This is a genomic window from Rothia sp. HMSC058E10 (assembly GCF_001809415.1).
Classification (GTDB): domain Bacteria; phylum Actinomycetota; class Actinomycetes; order Actinomycetales; family Micrococcaceae; genus Rothia; species Rothia dentocariosa.
The window spans coordinates 95,345-112,360 of sequence record NZ_KV797640.1 but is presented as its reverse complement, the minus strand read 5'-3'; the positions used below and the strand labels follow the sequence as shown (position 1 = coordinate 112,360).

Annotated in this window: 14 protein-coding genes; 11 read left to right on the top strand and 3 right to left on the bottom strand. The window is 55.8% G+C overall.

Annotated features, from left to right (window positions below; all coding sequences use genetic code 11):
• Nucleotides 1–3: 3 nt before the first annotated feature.
• Nucleotides 4–888, top strand: a complete 885-nt coding sequence (locus HMPREF2609_RS07955; RefSeq protein ID WP_048754445.1) for a bifunctional methylenetetrahydrofolate dehydrogenase/methenyltetrahydrofolate cyclohydrolase — start codon at nucleotides 4–6, stop codon at nucleotides 886–888.
• A gap of 160 nt (nucleotides 889–1,048) precedes the next feature.
• On the opposite strand, the gene HMPREF2609_RS07950 is transcribed toward HMPREF2609_RS07955, so the two are convergent.
• Nucleotides 1,049–1,885: a GntR family transcriptional regulator gene (locus tag HMPREF2609_RS07950; RefSeq protein WP_246825621.1), complete on the bottom strand. Its 837-nt coding sequence runs from the start codon at nucleotides 1,883–1,885 to the stop codon at nucleotides 1,049–1,051.
• A gap of 82 nt (nucleotides 1,886–1,967) precedes the next feature.
• Between HMPREF2609_RS07950 and HMPREF2609_RS07945 the strand changes: the two genes are divergently transcribed.
• The 4 genes from HMPREF2609_RS07945 (at nucleotide 1,968) to HMPREF2609_RS07930 (ending at nucleotide 5,018) form a co-directional block, all read left to right on the top strand.
• Nucleotides 1,968–2,426: a hypothetical protein gene (locus HMPREF2609_RS07945; RefSeq protein ID WP_070536257.1), complete on the top strand. Its 459-nt coding sequence runs from the start codon at nucleotides 1,968–1,970 to the stop codon at nucleotides 2,424–2,426.
• Nucleotides 2,423–3,271, top strand: coding sequence for an exodeoxyribonuclease III (locus HMPREF2609_RS07940; protein ID WP_048753260.1), 849 nt, complete (start codon nucleotides 2,423–2,425; stop codon nucleotides 3,269–3,271). Before HMPREF2609_RS07945 ends, HMPREF2609_RS07940 begins: the two co-directional genes overlap by 4 nt.
• Nucleotides 3,272–3,351: 80 nt before the next feature.
• On the top strand, nucleotides 3,352–4,416 hold the full coding sequence (trpS, locus tag HMPREF2609_RS07935) for a tryptophan--tRNA ligase (protein ID WP_048754442.1): 1,065 nt from the start codon (nucleotides 3,352–3,354) through the stop codon (nucleotides 4,414–4,416).
• Nucleotides 4,417–4,433: 17 nt separating this feature from the next.
• On the top strand, nucleotides 4,434–5,018 hold the full coding sequence (locus tag HMPREF2609_RS07930) for a 2'-5' RNA ligase family protein (protein WP_048753263.1): 585 nt from the start codon (nucleotides 4,434–4,436) through the stop codon (nucleotides 5,016–5,018).
• 87 nt (nucleotides 5,019–5,105) lie between these two features.
• On the opposite strand, the gene HMPREF2609_RS07925 is transcribed toward HMPREF2609_RS07930, so the two are convergent.
• Both HMPREF2609_RS07925 and HMPREF2609_RS07920 read right to left on the bottom strand, forming a co-directional pair.
• Complete coding sequence (locus tag HMPREF2609_RS07925; protein ID WP_048753264.1) at nucleotides 5,106–6,446, bottom strand: hypothetical protein; 1,341 nt, start codon at nucleotides 6,444–6,446, stop codon at nucleotides 5,106–5,108.
• Between the two features lie 161 nt (nucleotides 6,447–6,607).
• Nucleotides 6,608–7,717: a mannose-1-phosphate guanylyltransferase gene (locus HMPREF2609_RS07920; RefSeq protein ID WP_070450788.1), complete on the bottom strand. Its 1,110-nt coding sequence runs from the start codon at nucleotides 7,715–7,717 to the stop codon at nucleotides 6,608–6,610.
• Between the two features lie 333 nt (nucleotides 7,718–8,050).
• Here HMPREF2609_RS07920 and sdhC point away from each other — a divergent pair, with 333 nt between their 5' ends.
• From sdhC to HMPREF2609_RS07890, 6 genes are all read left to right on the top strand, one after another.
• A complete protein-coding gene (sdhC, locus tag HMPREF2609_RS07915) occupies nucleotides 8,051–8,509 on the top strand; it encodes a succinate dehydrogenase, cytochrome b556 subunit (protein WP_037231971.1) in 459 nt (152 codons plus the stop codon).
• 3 nt (nucleotides 8,510–8,512) lie between these two features.
• Nucleotides 8,513–8,998: a succinate dehydrogenase hydrophobic membrane anchor subunit gene (locus HMPREF2609_RS07910; RefSeq protein WP_013398562.1), complete on the top strand. Its 486-nt coding sequence runs from the start codon at nucleotides 8,513–8,515 to the stop codon at nucleotides 8,996–8,998.
• A 42-nt stretch (nucleotides 8,999–9,040) separates the two neighbouring features.
• On the top strand, nucleotides 9,041–10,804 hold the full coding sequence (gene sdhA / locus HMPREF2609_RS07905; protein WP_013398563.1) for a succinate dehydrogenase flavoprotein subunit: 1,764 nt from the start codon (nucleotides 9,041–9,043) through the stop codon (nucleotides 10,802–10,804).
• A 1-nt stretch (nucleotide 10,805) separates the two neighbouring features.
• Nucleotides 10,806–11,594, top strand: a complete 789-nt coding sequence (locus HMPREF2609_RS07900; protein WP_013398564.1) for a succinate dehydrogenase iron-sulfur subunit — start codon at nucleotides 10,806–10,808, stop codon at nucleotides 11,592–11,594.
• Between the two features lie 282 nt (nucleotides 11,595–11,876).
• Nucleotides 11,877–13,127 carry an amidohydrolase gene (locus HMPREF2609_RS07895; RefSeq protein WP_070536255.1) on the top strand — a complete coding sequence of 417 codons (1,251 nt, stop codon included), beginning with the start codon at nucleotides 11,877–11,879 and terminating at the stop codon, nucleotides 13,125–13,127.
• A 313-nt stretch (nucleotides 13,128–13,440) separates the two neighbouring features.
• On the top strand, nucleotides 13,441–17,004 hold the full coding sequence (locus HMPREF2609_RS07890; RefSeq protein ID WP_070536253.1) for a hypothetical protein: 3,564 nt from the start codon (nucleotides 13,441–13,443) through the stop codon (nucleotides 17,002–17,004).
• The last annotated feature ends 12 nt before the right edge of the window (nucleotides 17,005–17,016 follow it).

Sequence of the window (17,016 nt, the reverse complement as noted above, 5' to 3'; positions counted from 1 at the left end):
GCTATGCCGCAGATTCTTGATGGTAAGGCAACCGCCGCCGCCATTAAATCCGAGCTGACTGAGCGCGTTGAGGCGCTCAAAGCACGGGGCATTACCCCCGGTTTGGGAACGGTACTCGTGGGGGATGATCCCGCCTCACACTCCTATGTGGGCGCTAAACACCGCGACTGCGCGGAGATTGGCATTAATTCGATCCGTGTAGATCTGCCCGCCGATATCACCCAGGAAGAGCTTGAAGCCGAGATTGATAAGCTCAATCACGACCCTGCCTGCACGAGCTACATTGTGCAGCTTCCCTTGCCCAAGCACCTGGATACTAACCGTATTTTGGAGAAGATTGTGCCTGAGAAGGACGCTGACGGTTTGCACCCCACTAACCTTGGCAAGCTGGTGCTGAACGTTTCGGAGCCGTTAGATTCACCCCTGCCGTGCACCCCGAACGGCGTGATTGAGTTGGTGAAACGCCACGGTATCGACTGGAACGGTAAGAATGTGGTTGTGCTCGGTCGCGGTATTACCGTGGGTCGTCCTCTAGGGCTGCTGCTGACCCGCCGTGAGATCAATGCAACCGCGACCTTGGCGCATACCGGTACCCAGAACCTTGACGAGGTTCTGCGCCAGGCGGATGTTATTGTCGCCGCCGTGGGTGTGCCGCATGTGCTCAAAGCGGATCAGGTGAAGGACGGCGCAATTCTGCTGGATGTGGGAGTCTCCCGTGCCGAAGACCCCGAAACCGGTAAGAAGAAACTCTTCGGCGACGTTTCCCCCGAGGCGGCCGCGAAGGCATCTTGGGTATCCCCGAACCCCGGCGGTGTGGGCCCCATGACCCGCGCGGAGCTGCTGGTGAATGTCGTAGAGACCGCAGAACGTCAGGCAGCGAAGAACTAGCCTGGCCGTCAGCTCAACGTTCCATGCCGCAGCACGTGAGAGGGCTCTGAGGATAACCGCGCGCCATTGTGAAACACGCTAGGTACGACAATGCCCGGGTGCATACTGTTGTCGCACTCGGGCACTGGTATCGCACGTCTTATGCCTGCTGTGGAGTTTTTTACAGCAGCATCTCGTAAAAATAGGCATCCCCTTTATAGAGCGTCACGCTGTGCTCAACGGGTGAACCCTGCGAGGTATAGCTGGTGGTGGTCACCTTGAAAGCAGCGGCACCCACGGTTGGCAGATGATTGAAGGCTTCCGCATCCGCCTCAGTCATCAGGGTTGCTTCCATGCGCATCATGCCGTGTTCGATTGTGTACTCGCAATGGTCGTGAGGATCTTTGCGTGAACCGCCGGAGGACATCGCTTCAAGCAGGGATGTTGCAACCTCCGGGGCTAAATAGGCGAGCTCAAAACCGATAGGCTCGCCCTCAGCTAAGCGCAGACGCTTAACCAAAAGCACTGGAGAATCTATGGTGACACTCAAATAACGTGAAATTTCTTCTGTCGCCCCAACCCACTGGGTCGAAAGCATTCTGGTCGAAGCCTGCAGCCCGCGCCGCTCCATATCTTCGGCAAACGAGCATACCCGCGGAATATAGCTTCCCTGAGAACGATCAGCAACGTACGTTCCAGAACCCTGAACGTTATAGATAAGCCCGCGCTCCAGCAAAGCCTTGATAGCGTTGCGCACCGTCTGGCGGCTTACCTTGAACTTCTCCTGAATCGCGCGCTCAGTCGGGAGCTTATCTCCGGGAGAACCCGGGATTACATATTTTTGTTCCAGGTAGCGAATAACTTGCTCATATTTAGGGCCAGGAACCGGCGGGAGCATGGTGGGATCATCGTGAAGTTCCTCAGCTTTCTCCATCATAGAACCACATGCAGAAGCCTCGGGTGCCTCGTGGGAACCCGAGTTAGAGACAGAACCTGAAAAGTTGAGTGAATGAGTCATCACAGATAGTTTACGCCTATCCGACCCTAAAAGCGTTGCACCACGTGTATGTCGAGGCATTTATCCTGGCATAATTGATGTTATGCACACACGCGAGCAACATTCTGTGACCACCGCCGACTCCGATAACGCCTCCGTGCGTAAAGCCATCATTGGGTCCTGCATCGGCGTTGGGCTCCTTGTACTTCTTCTCGTTCTAGCAATTTTCAACGCCAACAGCGTGCTCGGCTGGATCCTGGCCGGGCTTATTCTCGGATGGCTGGCGCTCGCCGTCTACTTAGTGCGTATCGTGCTGGTATCCATCAAACAGGATCGTGCCGAACTTAACCGCATCCACCGCGAAGAATCGGATGCGATTCTCGCCGATAAACTTGCCCACAGCTTTCAGATCGTGCTTGTGCAGTCCCGCGAAATTGCCAACTACCTCACGGACGACAGCGAAGAATCTCGCGCCATGATCGAGCGGGCTTTAGATACTATTAACACCACAGCGTCCAATGGGATGGGAATGGTCAACGACGAAATGAGGGGTGAAGAATGAGCCGCGCCGCTAAAACTCTGCGCGTCGCCAGTGTGAACGTCAACGGTATTCGTGCCGCCTACAGGAAAGATATGGCCACGTGGCTCGCTGGCCGCGACGTTGATATTCTCTGTCTGCAGGAGGTTCGTGCCCCCGATAAGATCGTGCGCGAACTTCTCAACGAAGACGACTGGAATATTCTGCACGCCGAAGCCGCCGCCAAAGGACGCGCCGGGGTATTGGTGGCAACCCGCAAGCACTCCAATGCGAACGGTGAGCTTCTGAAAAACCAGCCTGTCGCTACCCGCTCCACGATCGGCGAAGACTATTTCGCGGACGCTGGCCGCTGGGTTGAGGCGGACTACACCCTGCCCACCGGCGAAACCCTGACCGTCGTAAGCGCCTACGTGCACTCCGGCGAGGTTGGAACGCCCCGCCAGGATGACAAATACCGCTTTCTCGACCGTATGCTCGTGCGCCTGCCCGAACTCGCTCAGCACTCGGATCACGTGCTCATTGTGGGAGACCTCAACGTGGGGCACACCGAGCTCGATATTAAAAACTGGAAGGCAAACCAGAAACGCGCAGGTTTCCTGCCCGAAGAACGCGCATACTTCGATAAATTCTTTGGCGAAATCGGCTATGAAGATGTGGCGCGCAAACTCGCAGGTGAGGTGCCCGGGCCCTATACCTGGTGGTCCTACCGCGGCAAAGCCTTCGATAATGACGCCGGGTGGCGCATCGACTACCATATGGCTACCCCAGCGCTCGCCACGAAAGCCGTGGAAGCAACGGTCGATCGTGCCGCCTCCTATGATGAACGGTTCAGCGATCACGCGCCGCTCGTCGTCGATTATCAGTTCTAGAATTCACCCGCCGATAAGATGCCGGATGCGCTGGCTAACCGGCCGTCCGCATCGTGCGCCCCTTGAAGAAAGTATCTATCATGTCTGACGAAAAGAAACAGGATAAATCACTCATTCCCAATGCGTCTTTGGATCGTGTGCGTGTCTACTCCGGTGCGCAGCCTTCTGCGGATTCGATGCATTTGGGCAACTATATTGGCGCGGTGAACAACTGGGTTGCCCTGCAGGAGGACCCCGCCAACGAGTGCCTGTTCTTTATCCCCGATATGCACGCTATTACCGTGCCCCAAGATCCACAGTCCCTGCGCGAACGCACCCGCCTGACCGCCGCCCAGTATATTGCCGCCGGTATTGACCCTGCGCGTTCCCCGTTCTTTGTGCAGTCGCAGGTGCCTGAGCACGCGCAGCTTGCTTGGGTACTGAACTGCTTCACGGGTTTTGGTGAGGCATCACGCATGACCCAGTTCAAGGACAAATCGCAGAAGCAGGGTGCTGATAACGCCTCGGTGGGGTTATTCACCTACCCGGTGCTGATGGCGGCGGATATTCTGCTGTACCAGGTCGATGGCGTACCTGTGGGAGAGGACCAACGCCAGCACCTAGAGCTTACCCGCAATTTGGCGCAGCGGTTTAACTCGCGCTTTGGCGAAACCTTCGTGGTGCCCGAACCCATTATTATGAAGGAAACCGCCAAGATTTATGATTTGCAGGAGCCGACCTCGAAGATGTCGAAATCTGCCGCCTCCGATAAGGGGCTTATCAAACTTTTGGATGAGCCGAAGGCGACTGTGAAGAAGATTAAGTCTGCCGTGACCGACGACGGCTCCGTTATTGCTTATGATCGTGAGGCGAAACCTGGCGTCTCTAATCTGCTCTCGATCTATTCCGCGATGACTGGCGAGAGTATCGACTCTCTCGTCAAACGTTATGAGGGTAAGATGTACGGTCATCTCAAGGTTGATTTGGCGGATGTTGTGGTCGAGAAACTTTCGCCCCTGCGTGAGCGTACCCTGGAGCTTATGGCGGACCCCGCCGAGCTTGACCGCTTGCTGGCACTGGGCGCTCAGAAAGCTCGTGAAATAGCGACTGTTACTATCGAGAATGTCTACGATAAAGTGGGTTTTTTGCCCGCACAGCGCGGCTAGACCGAAGGAGGTACGCTGTGACTGTTAAGAACACCTGCGAGAATCTATCACACACTGAGGCATCGCCCACTCTTCACCCCGGGCAGCGTTATTTGAGTCTGATCGCCCACGTGAACGGACCGTTGGGGCAGCGTCTTGTGGACTGGAAGAAGAGAACCGGCATGGCTCTTCCCGCAGACTTGAGTAATCATGTGACTGTGTACGTTAGTGAGCTGACCGAGCAGAATGAGAACGACTGGCGTTCGGATGCACTGGCGCATTCACTCGCCGCAATTGGTACGGTGCAGGCTTGTGCTGGGGGAGTGTGCACCTTCCGCCCAAACTCTGAGGTGGAGTATCTGGACATTATCTTAGGCGCCGATACTTTTACCGAACTTCATGGCGCGTGCGTGCAGGAGTTAGGGCAGTGGGCATCGCCTTTTCCTTACGTTCCGCATATTACCTTGGGGCGTTCTTTGACGCCGGATCAGGTGCGGCAAGCGCATCGGATTTTCGACGATTTACCAGAACAAGAACGCTCGTTCACGGTAGATACTCTGCACGTATATGCCTATGATGGCGCGGATTGGGAGCCTCTGGGAGCACTATCTCTTAAGCCATAACTGCGCCCCACAATCTTGATATATGTACCTACAGCGCAAGCCCCGATACCGGTTAAGGTATCGGGGCTTGGACTCTCTAACTTCTTCCTAGTGGGATTCCGCAGGTACGGGCGCCGCATTCGCGGAAGAGACACCGCTGAGTTCATTAGGAACCTGCGGCAGGTCGATGCTCATGAGGGTCTTTGGATGAGAAGCATCCGAGAGTGACACCGCGTGAAGCTTCTTCGTCTCGGGGTCAGTCACGTAGGCGGTTTTACCGTCTACCCACAATGCCGGGCGAGGATCCTGCCAAGTTTCTGACTCACTCCACGTATTCATTAGTTGTACAGACCCAAGTTCGGTGCCGTTTGCCGGGTCGTAGATACGCAGCTTACCGTCCGTGGTGAGCAGTAGAGCCTCGCCGTTAGGCCCGCGACCCATGGAACGGAAAGTGTAGCTGACTCCTTTGGGCAGTGAGTATACCTCTCGCGTGTGGGCGACCGTATCAATGATGGCAAACTTCTCAGGGCGCTCAAGTTTGGCGTCCTTATCCGTCTTATAATCCGCCAGAACGTAAGGGGAGTCCGCCGTTCCTGCCTGGTTGCCCGAGCGTGAATAGGGATCTTGAGGGTTTGTCACCTTCGTGAAAGTGCCGTCCCGGTAGATGAGTACGCCGTCGGTGCATCCGATCGTGAAGGTATTATCCCGCGCGATAGCTTCGCCGTGTACACCGGGGCATTCCTTGTTCTCCGTTATGGTCTTACCGTTAGCGTCTACCACGGCTGCGCCCGTGCGGGTTTTGGAATCCCCGACTGCTACGAGGTACTGGTCATTCGGCAGGGGGATAGCGAATCCGTGGTGAGGATTGGGGAGCTTAACCTGCTTGGTTTCAAGGTTAGTTGCCGTGCGTTTATTGGATACCAGGTTTGCGGGGTCGTATACGTCGAAGGTGCCGGTACCGTCTGCGAATGCCGCAACCTTACCGTTATCGGCAATAACATGCCCGGTGTGGTCGGCCTGAAGCGACAGTGTCGAGAGGCTGGGAGCGGTGGTGTAGTAGTGTGAGTGGTCACCGTGTGCTACCGACCATACGCCGGTGTCGAGGAAGGTGTAGCTGGATCCATCGGCTACGATCAGATGGCGGTTATCACCCGCATCGTTCAGGCGCAGGAAACCATCTTTGTGAATATCCTGCAGAAGCTTCATATCTTTACCGTCGTACACCATCACGCCGCCGTCATAAGTGATGGCTAGGCGGGTTGACGCGCCTTTGCCTTCAACGATGGGAGACTGCGAGGCGCTTGCGTTTGAATCCCCTGAGGACGCTCCTGCGGAAGGCTCTGAGGAGCCTGCAGAGGATGTGCCGCCCGCGCATCCTGCAAGGAGCAGGGAGGATACGAGACCGAGTGAACTTAGTGACGTCAAAAATGATTTTCGTGTGTTGGACATACACAGAGACTATCACACATGAGAATCATTATTGAATAAGTAAGAGCCGGGATATAAATAATGGGTGGATCAGCGCGAATATCATGCCGATCCACCCGATGAGTGAGTGTTGAGAATGTTATAAACGCCATACGGCGTGGTTATTTAAGCGATGGCCGCTTTTAGAGAAGATCAGCCAAGCCGCGATCTTTGAGCTCGGCAACTGTGTCTTTCACGGCCTGAGCCTGCTCACGCGGTGCGACGAGGAGCGCATCGGGGGTATCAACCACCACAATATCGTCAAGGCCAATCACCGAGATCTTGCGGTTGCTATTCGCGACAACAATACCGCTGCAGCCTTGATTGATCACATTGTCTTCGTCACCGAGAATTGTGAGGCCTTCACCATGCTTCTCTTGGTTAAGACGAGCAACGGCATCAAAGTCTCCCACGTCGTCCCAGCTGAAGGAGCCGGGGACCATTGCAACATCGCCAGCAGCAGCCGCAGGCTCAGCAACGGCGTAGTCGATTGCGGTCTTGGGGAGAGTGCCCCAAGTCTGTTCCATAATGCTCTCACGCTCGGGAGTATCCCAAGCCTTGGCGATCTTCATAACTCCGGCGTAAAGTTCGGGCTCGTTCTTTTCAAGATGCTGCAGCATCAGGGATACGGGTGCCACGAACATGCCTGCATTCCAGGTGTAATCCCCGGAGTCTAGGTATTTTTGCGCGGTTTCGCTATCGGGTTTTTCAACAAAAGACTCGACCGCAAGGGCGTTCGGCGCGTGAGCAAGCCCCAGTGGAGTGCACGCTCTGATATATCCGAACGCGCTCGACGGCTCGGTGGGGGTAATGCCGATAGTGACAATCTTTCCTGAAGCTGCCGTGATAACCGCCTCGGTCACCACGCGTTGAAATTCATCAACGGGGTTGATGACGTGATCAGCGGCAAAGGAGCCAATAATCGCATCCGGTTCACGCTCGTGAATAATAGCGCACGCTAAACCAATAGCGGCTGCAGAATCCTTCGGGGAGGGCTCCAAGACGAGGTCGGAGGCTCGTAATTCGGGAATCTGCTGGGTTACAGCGTTGGCATGAGAAGTGCCGGTCACGACCATGACGGAGCCGTTGCTCAAATCAATGAGACGATCGTAAGTATCACGCAAGAGCGATTTACCTGAGTCTGTGAGGTCGAGAAGGAACTTCGGCGCCTGAGCACGCGAAAGCGGCCACAAACGCGAACCAACACCGCCAGCTGGAATAAGCGGGCGGAAACGGGTTAATGCAGTATTCATCAGTTCCAGAATACCGGGGGCTTTTGTAATATGCCGAATTCTTAGAGTGATTTCCAGGAAAGTCTCAGATAAAAAATATCAAGAGATGCATCACATTAGGTAAAGGTTAGTTCCGCATGAACTCAGCTCACGGAGGGGTATCGCAAAATAACTATTTCGTAATTAACCTTGTAGTTTCTTGTGAAATAAGGAGACGAGGTGTCAATAAGCCTGTGAATTACCTGGTATCTTGAAACTAACAATATGAAATCACAGGAGTTGCTGAGCGCGCTTCCCGCCGAGGTTAAACACACAGACCCCGACGTCGTCTCAGCGGCGACAGGAGGTTATTCAGTGCTGAATAGTTCAAAGGGGACCCTGTACCGCGGCCGATGGGGCATGTGGTCTTGGGTCGCTCATCGTGTGACAGGTATCGCTATATTCTTCTTCCTACTGGTTCACGTACTTGATACCGCCGTTGTCCGTATCTCTCCCGAGGCATACAATAGCGTTCTCGGTCTCTACAAAAACCCCGTGATGGGTCTGGGAGAGACTGCGCTTGTGGCAGCCATCGTGTACCATGCCTTCAACGGTATTCGCATTATTCTTATCGACTTTTGGGGAACAGCTACTAACGCCAAAGTCGAGCATGTGATGAGCAAAGGCAAAGACGGTTCTCCCGAAATCAACCAGAAGGCTACCTACCCGCACATTAAGATTCTGTGGGTTGTTCTGTTCCTGTGGGCTATTACCGTTGCAGGATTCGCGGCTCGCCACCTGCCGATCGTCTTCTCACACCTTGGAGGTCACTAAGCTATGTCTACTCCACTCAAATCACGCGTTTCGGTTCCTCGCCTGCGCGATAACAAGATTGATGGTGTGAAATACAACCGTTCCTCCAGCAAACGCAACAACTTTGAAATGTTCGCCTGGCTGGGGATGCGCCTCTCCGGCGTCGTGTTGGTTGTCCTGATTTTCGGGCACCTCTTCGTGAACCTCATGGTGGGGGACGGCATTCACGCGATCGACTTCGGTTTCGTGGGTGGTAAATGGGCAAACCCCTTCTGGCAAATCTGGGATCTGCTGCTGCTGTGGCTGGCTATGCTCCACGGCACCAACGGCATCCGCGTGGTCATTGACGATTACGCTGAAAAGGATCGTGTGCGTGTGTGGCTGAAGATTATCCTCTTCGCAGCATCCGCTTTTGTGCTGCTGGTCGGAACCCTCACGATCTTCGCTTTTGATCCCTGCCCCTCGGGTGCGGCGGCTAATCTGCTGCCTAGCTTCTGCCCGGCCCACTAAGGGTAAAACACTAAAGATTTTTGACATACGAGAGAGAGCATCATGCAGGTACATAAGTACGATGTAGTGATTGTTGGCGCTGGCGGCGCAGGTATGCGTGCCGCTATTGAGGCGGGGCAGCGCGTACGAACCGCGGTGCTGACGAAGTTATACCCCACCCGCTCGCACACCGGTGCGGCACAGGGCGGTATGTGCGCCGCTTTGGCCAACGTTGAGGAAGACAACTGGGAATGGCATACCTTTGACACCGTCAAGGGCGGCGACTACCTTGTCGATCAGGACGCGGCAGAGATTATGGCGAAAGAAGCTATTGACGCCGTGCTCGACCTTGAAAAAATGGGTCTTCCCTTCAACCGTACCCCCGAGGGGCGCATCGACCAGCGTCGTTTTGGCGGGCATACCCGCGATCACGGTAAAGCCGCCGTGCGTCGCGCATGCTACGCTGCCGACCGCACGGGTCACATGATTCTGCAGACCCTCTACCAGAACTGCGTGCGTCACAACGTCGAGTTCTACAACGAGTTCTACGTGCTCGACCTCATTATGTCAGAAGACGAAAACGGCAACCCCCGACCTGCAGGCGTTGTCTCCTACGACCTGGCAACCGGCGAAGTACACGTTTTCCAATCGAAATCCGTGATTTTCGCATCCGGCGGATGCGGCAAGATCTTCAAGACCACCTCAAACGCGCACACCCTCACCGGCGACGGCATGGCAATCGCCCTGCGCGCAGGTCTTCCCCTAGAGGATATGGAATTCGTACAGTTCCACCCGACTGGCCTTGCGGGCCTGGGTATTCTCGTGACCGAGGGTGCCCGTGGTGAAGGCGGTATTCTGCGTAACTCCGAGGGTGAGCGTTTCATGGAACGTTACGCACCGACCATTAAGGACCTAGCTCCCCGCGATATCGTGGCTCGTGCAATGGCGAACGAGGTGCGTGAAGGTCGCGGTTGCGGACCGCATAAAGATTATGTGCTTCTAGACCTCACTCACCTCGAACCCGCGCATATTGACGAGAAGCTGCCGGATATTACCGAATTCGCGCGTACCTACCTGGCAGTTGAGCCGCATCACCAGCCTATTCCGGTGTTCCCCACCGCGCACTATGCGATGGGCGGTATTCCCACGAACAACGATACTGAGGTGTACCGCAACAGCGAAGAGACTATTCCAGGACTATATGCAGCCGGTGAGGTTGCCTGCGTGTCGGTGCACGGTGCAAACCGTTTGGGAACCAACTCGCTGCTGGATATTAACGTTTTCGGTAAGCGTGCTGGTCGTCGCGCCGCAGAGTACGCCGCCTCCGCAGAATTCGTGCCCGTTCCGGACGATGCTGCCGATCGCACTCTCGCGATGCTCAACGGTATTCGTGACGGGCAGGGCACCGAAAAGGTTGGCGCTATCCGCACCGAGCTGCAGCGTGTGATGGAAGCCGATATGCAGGTGTTCCGTACCGAAGAAACCATTCGCAAGGCTCTCGCCGCCATTGACGAGCTCGAAAAGCGCTACGCAAATATCTCGATTCAGGATAAAGGCAAGCGCTTCAACCTTGACCTGTTGGAGGCCGTTGAGCTTGGCTTCCTGCTACAGCTTGCCAAGGTGATGTCGGTGGGCGCACTGCACCGCCAGGAATCCCGAGGCGGTCACTACCGTGAGGACTTCCCGAAGCGCGACGACGTAAACTTCATGAAGCACTCGATGGTTTATCTAGATCCCGAGTCTGAGTTTGAGGGTGTGCAGGGTCTGCGTTTTGATACCAAGCCCGTTGTCTACACTCGCTACGAACCCAAGGAGCGTAAGTACTAAAATGGCTGAACACGAAACTCCCGAACCGGAATCGGTCAAGCTCTTTGAAGGTATGTCCGGTTCAGACTCCGGGAACATCCCCACCTATGACGTGACGATTCGCGTGCGCCGTTACAACCCCGAAGTATCGGATAAAGCATACTGGGATGACTTCAATCTGACCATGTACCGCACCGACCGCGTGCTGGATGCATTGCATAAGATCAAGTGGGAGCTCGACGGCTCGGTCTCATTCCGTCGTTCCTGCGCGCACGGTATCTGTGGGTCGGATGCGATGCGCATCAACGGACGTAACCGCCTAGCGTGCAAGACCCTGCTCAAGGATCTGGACATTACCAAGCCCATTATCGTTGAGCCGATTAAGGGTCTTCCCTGCGAGAAGGACCTGATTGTCGATATGGAGCCTTTCTTCCAGGCGTACCGCGAGATCATGCCCTTCTTCATCAATGACTCGAATGAACCGGAACGTGAGCGTTTGCAGTCTGCGGAAGAACGTGCCCGATTCGACGACACCACAAAGTGTATTCTGTGCGCGGCTTGTACCTCCTCTTGCCCCGTTTTCTGGACGGACGGTCAGTACTTCGGTCCTTCTGCCATCGTGAATGCGCATCGTTTTATCTTCGATTCGCGCGATGACGCTGGGGACCTGCGTTTGGAAATCCTCAACGATAAAGAAGGCGTGTGGCGCTGCCGCACAACCTTCAACTGCACCGAGGCTTGCCCGCGTGGCATTCAGATCACTAAGGCTATTGCCGAGGTCAAGCAGGCTATTTTGGCGCGAGCCCTCTAAGCCTAGCGGTTGGAGAACTCGTAGAGACACAAGATATGTGGTGTGGGCGCAAGGTTGGTGTGCCCACACCACATTTTTGTTTGCGATATTAGGACGAATGATGCTCGCTAGATAATTTCCGCGTCTGCAGGCGGCGGTTTCAGTCTCGTCACAATCCGTCACAATGTCATAAATCCGCCACACAACGCGATGATTCGTCACGTCGCGTACAAAAACTTCAACGAACGTAAGAGGGCCGCCGGAAGGTGTGTACTGGCTGCGGATTCGCGCTATTCTCGAACTATGGTTTTTGCAAACTCACGTTACGATCTTTCGACCCCTGTCTTCGACGACTGGGTGGCTCGCATGATGCCTACCCTTGTGGAATTCCGCCGCGAGGTGCACCGCACCCCGGAGCTCTCATTCCGCGAGGTGAAAACGACTGAACGCATTATGATGACGCTGCGTGAGGCAGGGCTGAACCCGATTGCCTGCGAAGGCACCGGCTGCTACGTCGATATCGGAAACGGACCGTTTGCGTTAGCTCTTCGCGCCGATATTGATGCGCTTCCTATCGTCGAACAGACGGATCTGCCTTATTCATCGACCATACCCGGGGTGATGCACGCCTGCGGGCACGATATTCACCAGACCGTCATGCTCGGGGTTGCTTTAGCGCTTCACGAGCTGAACGAAAAGACTCCGCTGGGGCGTAGCGTGCGTATCCTGTTCCAGCCTGCCGAGGAACAGTTGCCGGGTGGGGCTGTGCAGATGATTGAGCAAGGTCTTTTGCATAATATTCCGCGTGCTTTTGCCCTGCATTGCGATCCGAAGGTTGAACTGGGGAAAATCGGCACGCGCATCGGGGCGATTACGAGTGCTTCAGACACGATTAAGATTCACCTGAGTGGTCATGGTGGTCATACCTCTCGGCCGCATCTGACCGAGGACCTTATCTACGCGATGAGCCAGATTGCCGTGCAGGTTCCCTCCGTGCTCACGCGCCGTACCGATGTGCGTTCCGGCGTGCTGGTCGCGTGGGGGCAGGTGAGCGCCGGGGTTGCCCCAAACGCTATTCCCGCTGAAGGCTATTTGGCGGGCACTATGAGATGTCTGGATGTTGAGGTGTGGCGTCAGGCGGGTAACCTGCTGGACGAGGTAATTGAGCAGGTCGCGGTCCCCTTTGGCGTGCAGGCGAGGGTTGAGCATATTCGCGGCGTGCCCCCGGTCGTCAATACCGATGCGGAAACCACCATGTTGGAAAACGCGGCGCGCGCCGAATTAGGCGAGGAATCTATCGTGCTGGTTGAGCAATCAATGGGTGGAGAAGACTTCGCGTGGATTCTGCAGGAGGTTCCAGGCTCGATGTTCCGCCTAGGAACTCGCGCCCCGGAAGATCCTGTCTACGACTTACATCAGGGGGACTACGCTCCTAATGAGCAGGCGATTGGCGTGGGTGTGCGCGTGATGGCGGCGACCGCGTTGCGTGCCGTGCGTTTTGAGCTCGCGAAGGCTGCGAAGGCCGCGAACCCGGTGCGGGATGAGGCGCGTTAATATTACGGACAACCTGTAATAGAGGATATTCCAGGCACTGGCGCCGAAGCACGCAGCACCGAGAAATATTTACGGGGCTCTCCGCCAAATCTTTACGAAAACTTTATGAAAGAACGGGTTTCGTCACAGGAGGAATACGTCAAGTGCGGGTGCATCGCCGAAATAGCGGGCATCTGCCGGGGGAGTGGGATTGCGCCTGAAAAACCAAAATAGTGATGTCTACCCTAGAAAAAACGGTGTTAAGCCGCGCATGAACGTCAAAACCTGCGTCATACCCACTCATGAATAACATTTGCAGGATAAACTATAGGGGATGACCGAACCGCGCCGCATCATTGCGGGGCGCCGAACAGCTGACGAGTGGGAGAACTCTGTGGGATTCTTTGGAATCGGTAAGAAGAAGTGGGAAGAGCAGGCGAAAGCCGCCCAGGCTGAGGCAGAAGCACAGGCTGACGACGTAAAATCCGCCCTCCCTAACTCCGATGCAGAGGCATCGGATCGTACCCTCGCGGAACGTGTGAATGAACAGCAGCGTTGGGAGAATTCCCTACGCCGGTTTGTGCAGGCTGAGAGCACTCGCATGCAACAGGAAGAGCAGAAGAGCAAAGATACTTCTGACCTTAACGTCGATGCTTTGAAACAGTCTGCACAGCACAGCGGCTCTTCTGCTGAGCCTTCGGCGTCCACAGCAGGCGAAGCGAGGACTTCCGGGTCAGCAGAAGGCAAGAAAACCGTGGGCGCTTCCTCACAGGCTGCGAACGCAGATGCCGCTCAGACGGGTTCTTTCACACAGGAATCAGCTCAGGCACCCGACGCTTCCGCCCCGAAACGTGCACCCCAGATTTCTGAATACCGCGCAACGAGTATGCCTGCGGATGCATTTGAGACTAACTCTTCCGCCACTGCGGTTCCCTCATCGAACGCAGTGTCGGTTTCGGGTACCGCGTCGGTACAGAGTGAAGCAGGCTCCCAGAAACAAAACGTGCAGGACGCACTTAAAGAATTTAACGAGACGAAATACGGCACCGAGTACAAGGGGAATACCTCCTCAGTATCCTCACACGCCGATGCGGCTGCTTCCCCGTCTTCTTCTGCAGAGAAAGAATCTGCGGACATCAAGACCCCGAACGTTGAGGATCGTGAGCGGGAGAAACTTGCCGCAGGAGTCGTGCCTACCGATGCCGAAGAGAAGCCTGCTTTCGTGCCCGCGCCCGGTGTTGAGTCTAAGAACTCAAACGATAAGAAGACAGCGAACGCCGACTCGAAGTCTACGCTTGAGTCCACACCCCAAGAATCCGAATCTGCTTCGGATGTAAAAGTCTCTGCTTACGAGAAAAAGTCACCTAGCCCTGAGGCTCAGGCGACGAGCGGGTTGGAGTCTACACCGTCGGCTTCGAAGAAGTCCGACAAGATCGAGTTTGTCGGCTCGGGGGCAACGGGCTCCGCCAAACATCTTGATGACCGTAACGACCCTGAAACCTTGGCTCCCGAGAAGAATCGCAGCGTCGAAACTTCGGCTGAGAAAACCTCTGCCGAGAAGATGGCTGTACAGCACGAGAAGACCGTGGCCGATGAGGTCCCAGCCCACTCTTCCACAGATAAAGACTCCAAGAAGCAGGACGTCGAAAAAATTGCGCGCGATGAAAAAGCCTCTCAGAGCGGCGCCGCAGCCGCATCATCGCATGCGGCGGCAGCATCCGTTGAAGGGAACGAAAAGGCGGAGGTTCTCACCCCCGAGAATCCGCTGCACGACCTCGTAACTGCGATGTGCGGATACGGCTCCGGGAAGGTGTCCTACGAACTGCGCCAGCTGGGCGACGATATGCACTACCGGATTTTCCATCGCGGCAGCGAAGTCGAACAGGGTGTTGTGGTTCCGACCGATGCGTGGTTCTCGTCGATTGCCTCGCTCTACGTTCGAGCACAGGACGCGGGCAGGGTGTGGAACCGTGCCCTCGTGGTAGCAAGCCCCAGCGAGAACGGGTTGGTAGCGGTACAGGCTTCGTACACGAACACCGCCGATGCATCGAGTTACACCACGGATTACGTTCTCGAAACGAGCGAGAAAGACTCGGCTTCGCAGAAAGACTCATCAGCGAAAAGCGCCGAGTCGGCAAAGTCCTCCGCCGACCAGAGCACCGCATCCACCGATGCTGCAGATCAGAAAACGTCGACCGCGAAGACCTCAGCGCTGGCTGATTCCGCCGATGATACCTCTTCGCAGAAGGAATCTGAGGCAAAGCTCGCTCAGGATAAGAGCGATGAACAAGCTAAGACCGCTGAGTCTCAGAAGGCGAAAGATCTTGACGACCACACCCAGAACGTCAAGTCTGCTGATGCCGACAAAGCCAATACTCAAGATTCACAGAAGTCTGAGAAATCCGAACATACCGTAGATTCCGAGAAGAAGCTCTCTGGGGCTCACGAAAAGGAGCAGGAAGTTTCTGCGAAGGCTCAGGCAGATACTGCAAAGTCTGATTCTGCTACAGCAGAATCGACCAAGAGCAGTTCAAGCGCGCTCGCTGCAGGTACCCTTGGCGCCGCAGGCGTGACAGCCGCCGGGATCGCGGCATCGTCGAAGAGCGACCGCGAGGATTCACGCTACGAATACGATTACGATGCGGATCCGCAGAATGTCACCGGTCGTCACGATGCTCAAGCTGCTGAGCAGAGCAAGACCGAGATTGACAGCGCTAAAGCCGATGCTGTCTCCGAGAAATCGGCGGTGTCTGGCGCATCTGCAGCCAAGGACTCTTCCGGCCTCTCAACCCCCGAAGCTGAGGTAGAGAAAACCAAGGTTGAGAAATCTTCTGAAGACGAAGAAGAACTCAACAGCATGCAGGCGGCTTTGGCGACTATCGTGGCATCCTCCGAAGCGAAGAAGACTGCATCGAACGCGAAGGAAGACGCTGCGGATACTTCCGCTGCGGTGAAGACTTCGGGTACCGGCTCGAAGTCCGCTGCTGATAAGACGAGCGAGGACTCACAGAAGGCGGCTGATTCCGAAAGCACCGTCAAGGCTGAGAGTGATGCCAAGACTACTGCGGGTTACACCTCGGAGAATCAGAGTGCGAATGTAACTCAGGCTGTGGTGGAGGAATCCCAGGCTGGCACCACCAGTACCGACAGTTCCTCTGCACTGCCCAAGCATGTGGATGACCTCGCTCTCGTCCCCGAAGTCGAGAAGGACTCGCTGACAGGCTCGACCGACACGAAGCCTCAGGAATCGGCGTCGAATAAGCAGGATGCGCCTGCCGCGCAGACCGCATCCGCTGTTGCTGCTCAGTCCGGAGAATCAACTGTAAACGGTAAGACCGCGCAGCATGAATCCGCAGATCTGCCTCCCGCTGAAGCCGAGCCGGATACCCCCGCGCATCAGGCACATTCCTCCGTGCTCGCTGGCGATGCGCTTGCCGAGGGTAACCTAGTACTTACCGATGCTAAGGTGATCGAGCATCTGGCACCGGTGACCGAAGCTCTCTTTGGCGAGAATGGTAGCGCTAAGGATGCAACGACCGTGTTGATCCGGGTACGTTCGGTGGGTTCTTACTACGATGTGCTCACCCACGTGCGCCGCAACGGATTCTGGGAGCAGGTACGAACCTTCGAGTTAGTTTCGGAAGAAGATTTGGGTATTCCCACGCTCAAGGCCGATTCCTACAGCGAAGGTGAAGGGTCGCCACTCGCCATGAGCCTGACCTTCACCCCGGGCGTGCCCGTGCAGTCTGCATTCGATTACTCGAATGAGCAGGCTTTCGTACGGTACCCCCGCCAGCTTGAGGCCGATCGCTACGTAGAGGAACTGCGCATGTTCCCGCGTCTGGGGGCTAAGATCCCGGCGCATATGGCAAATGCTCTAACTCACTGGAGCATGTAGGAGAAGCCCGCC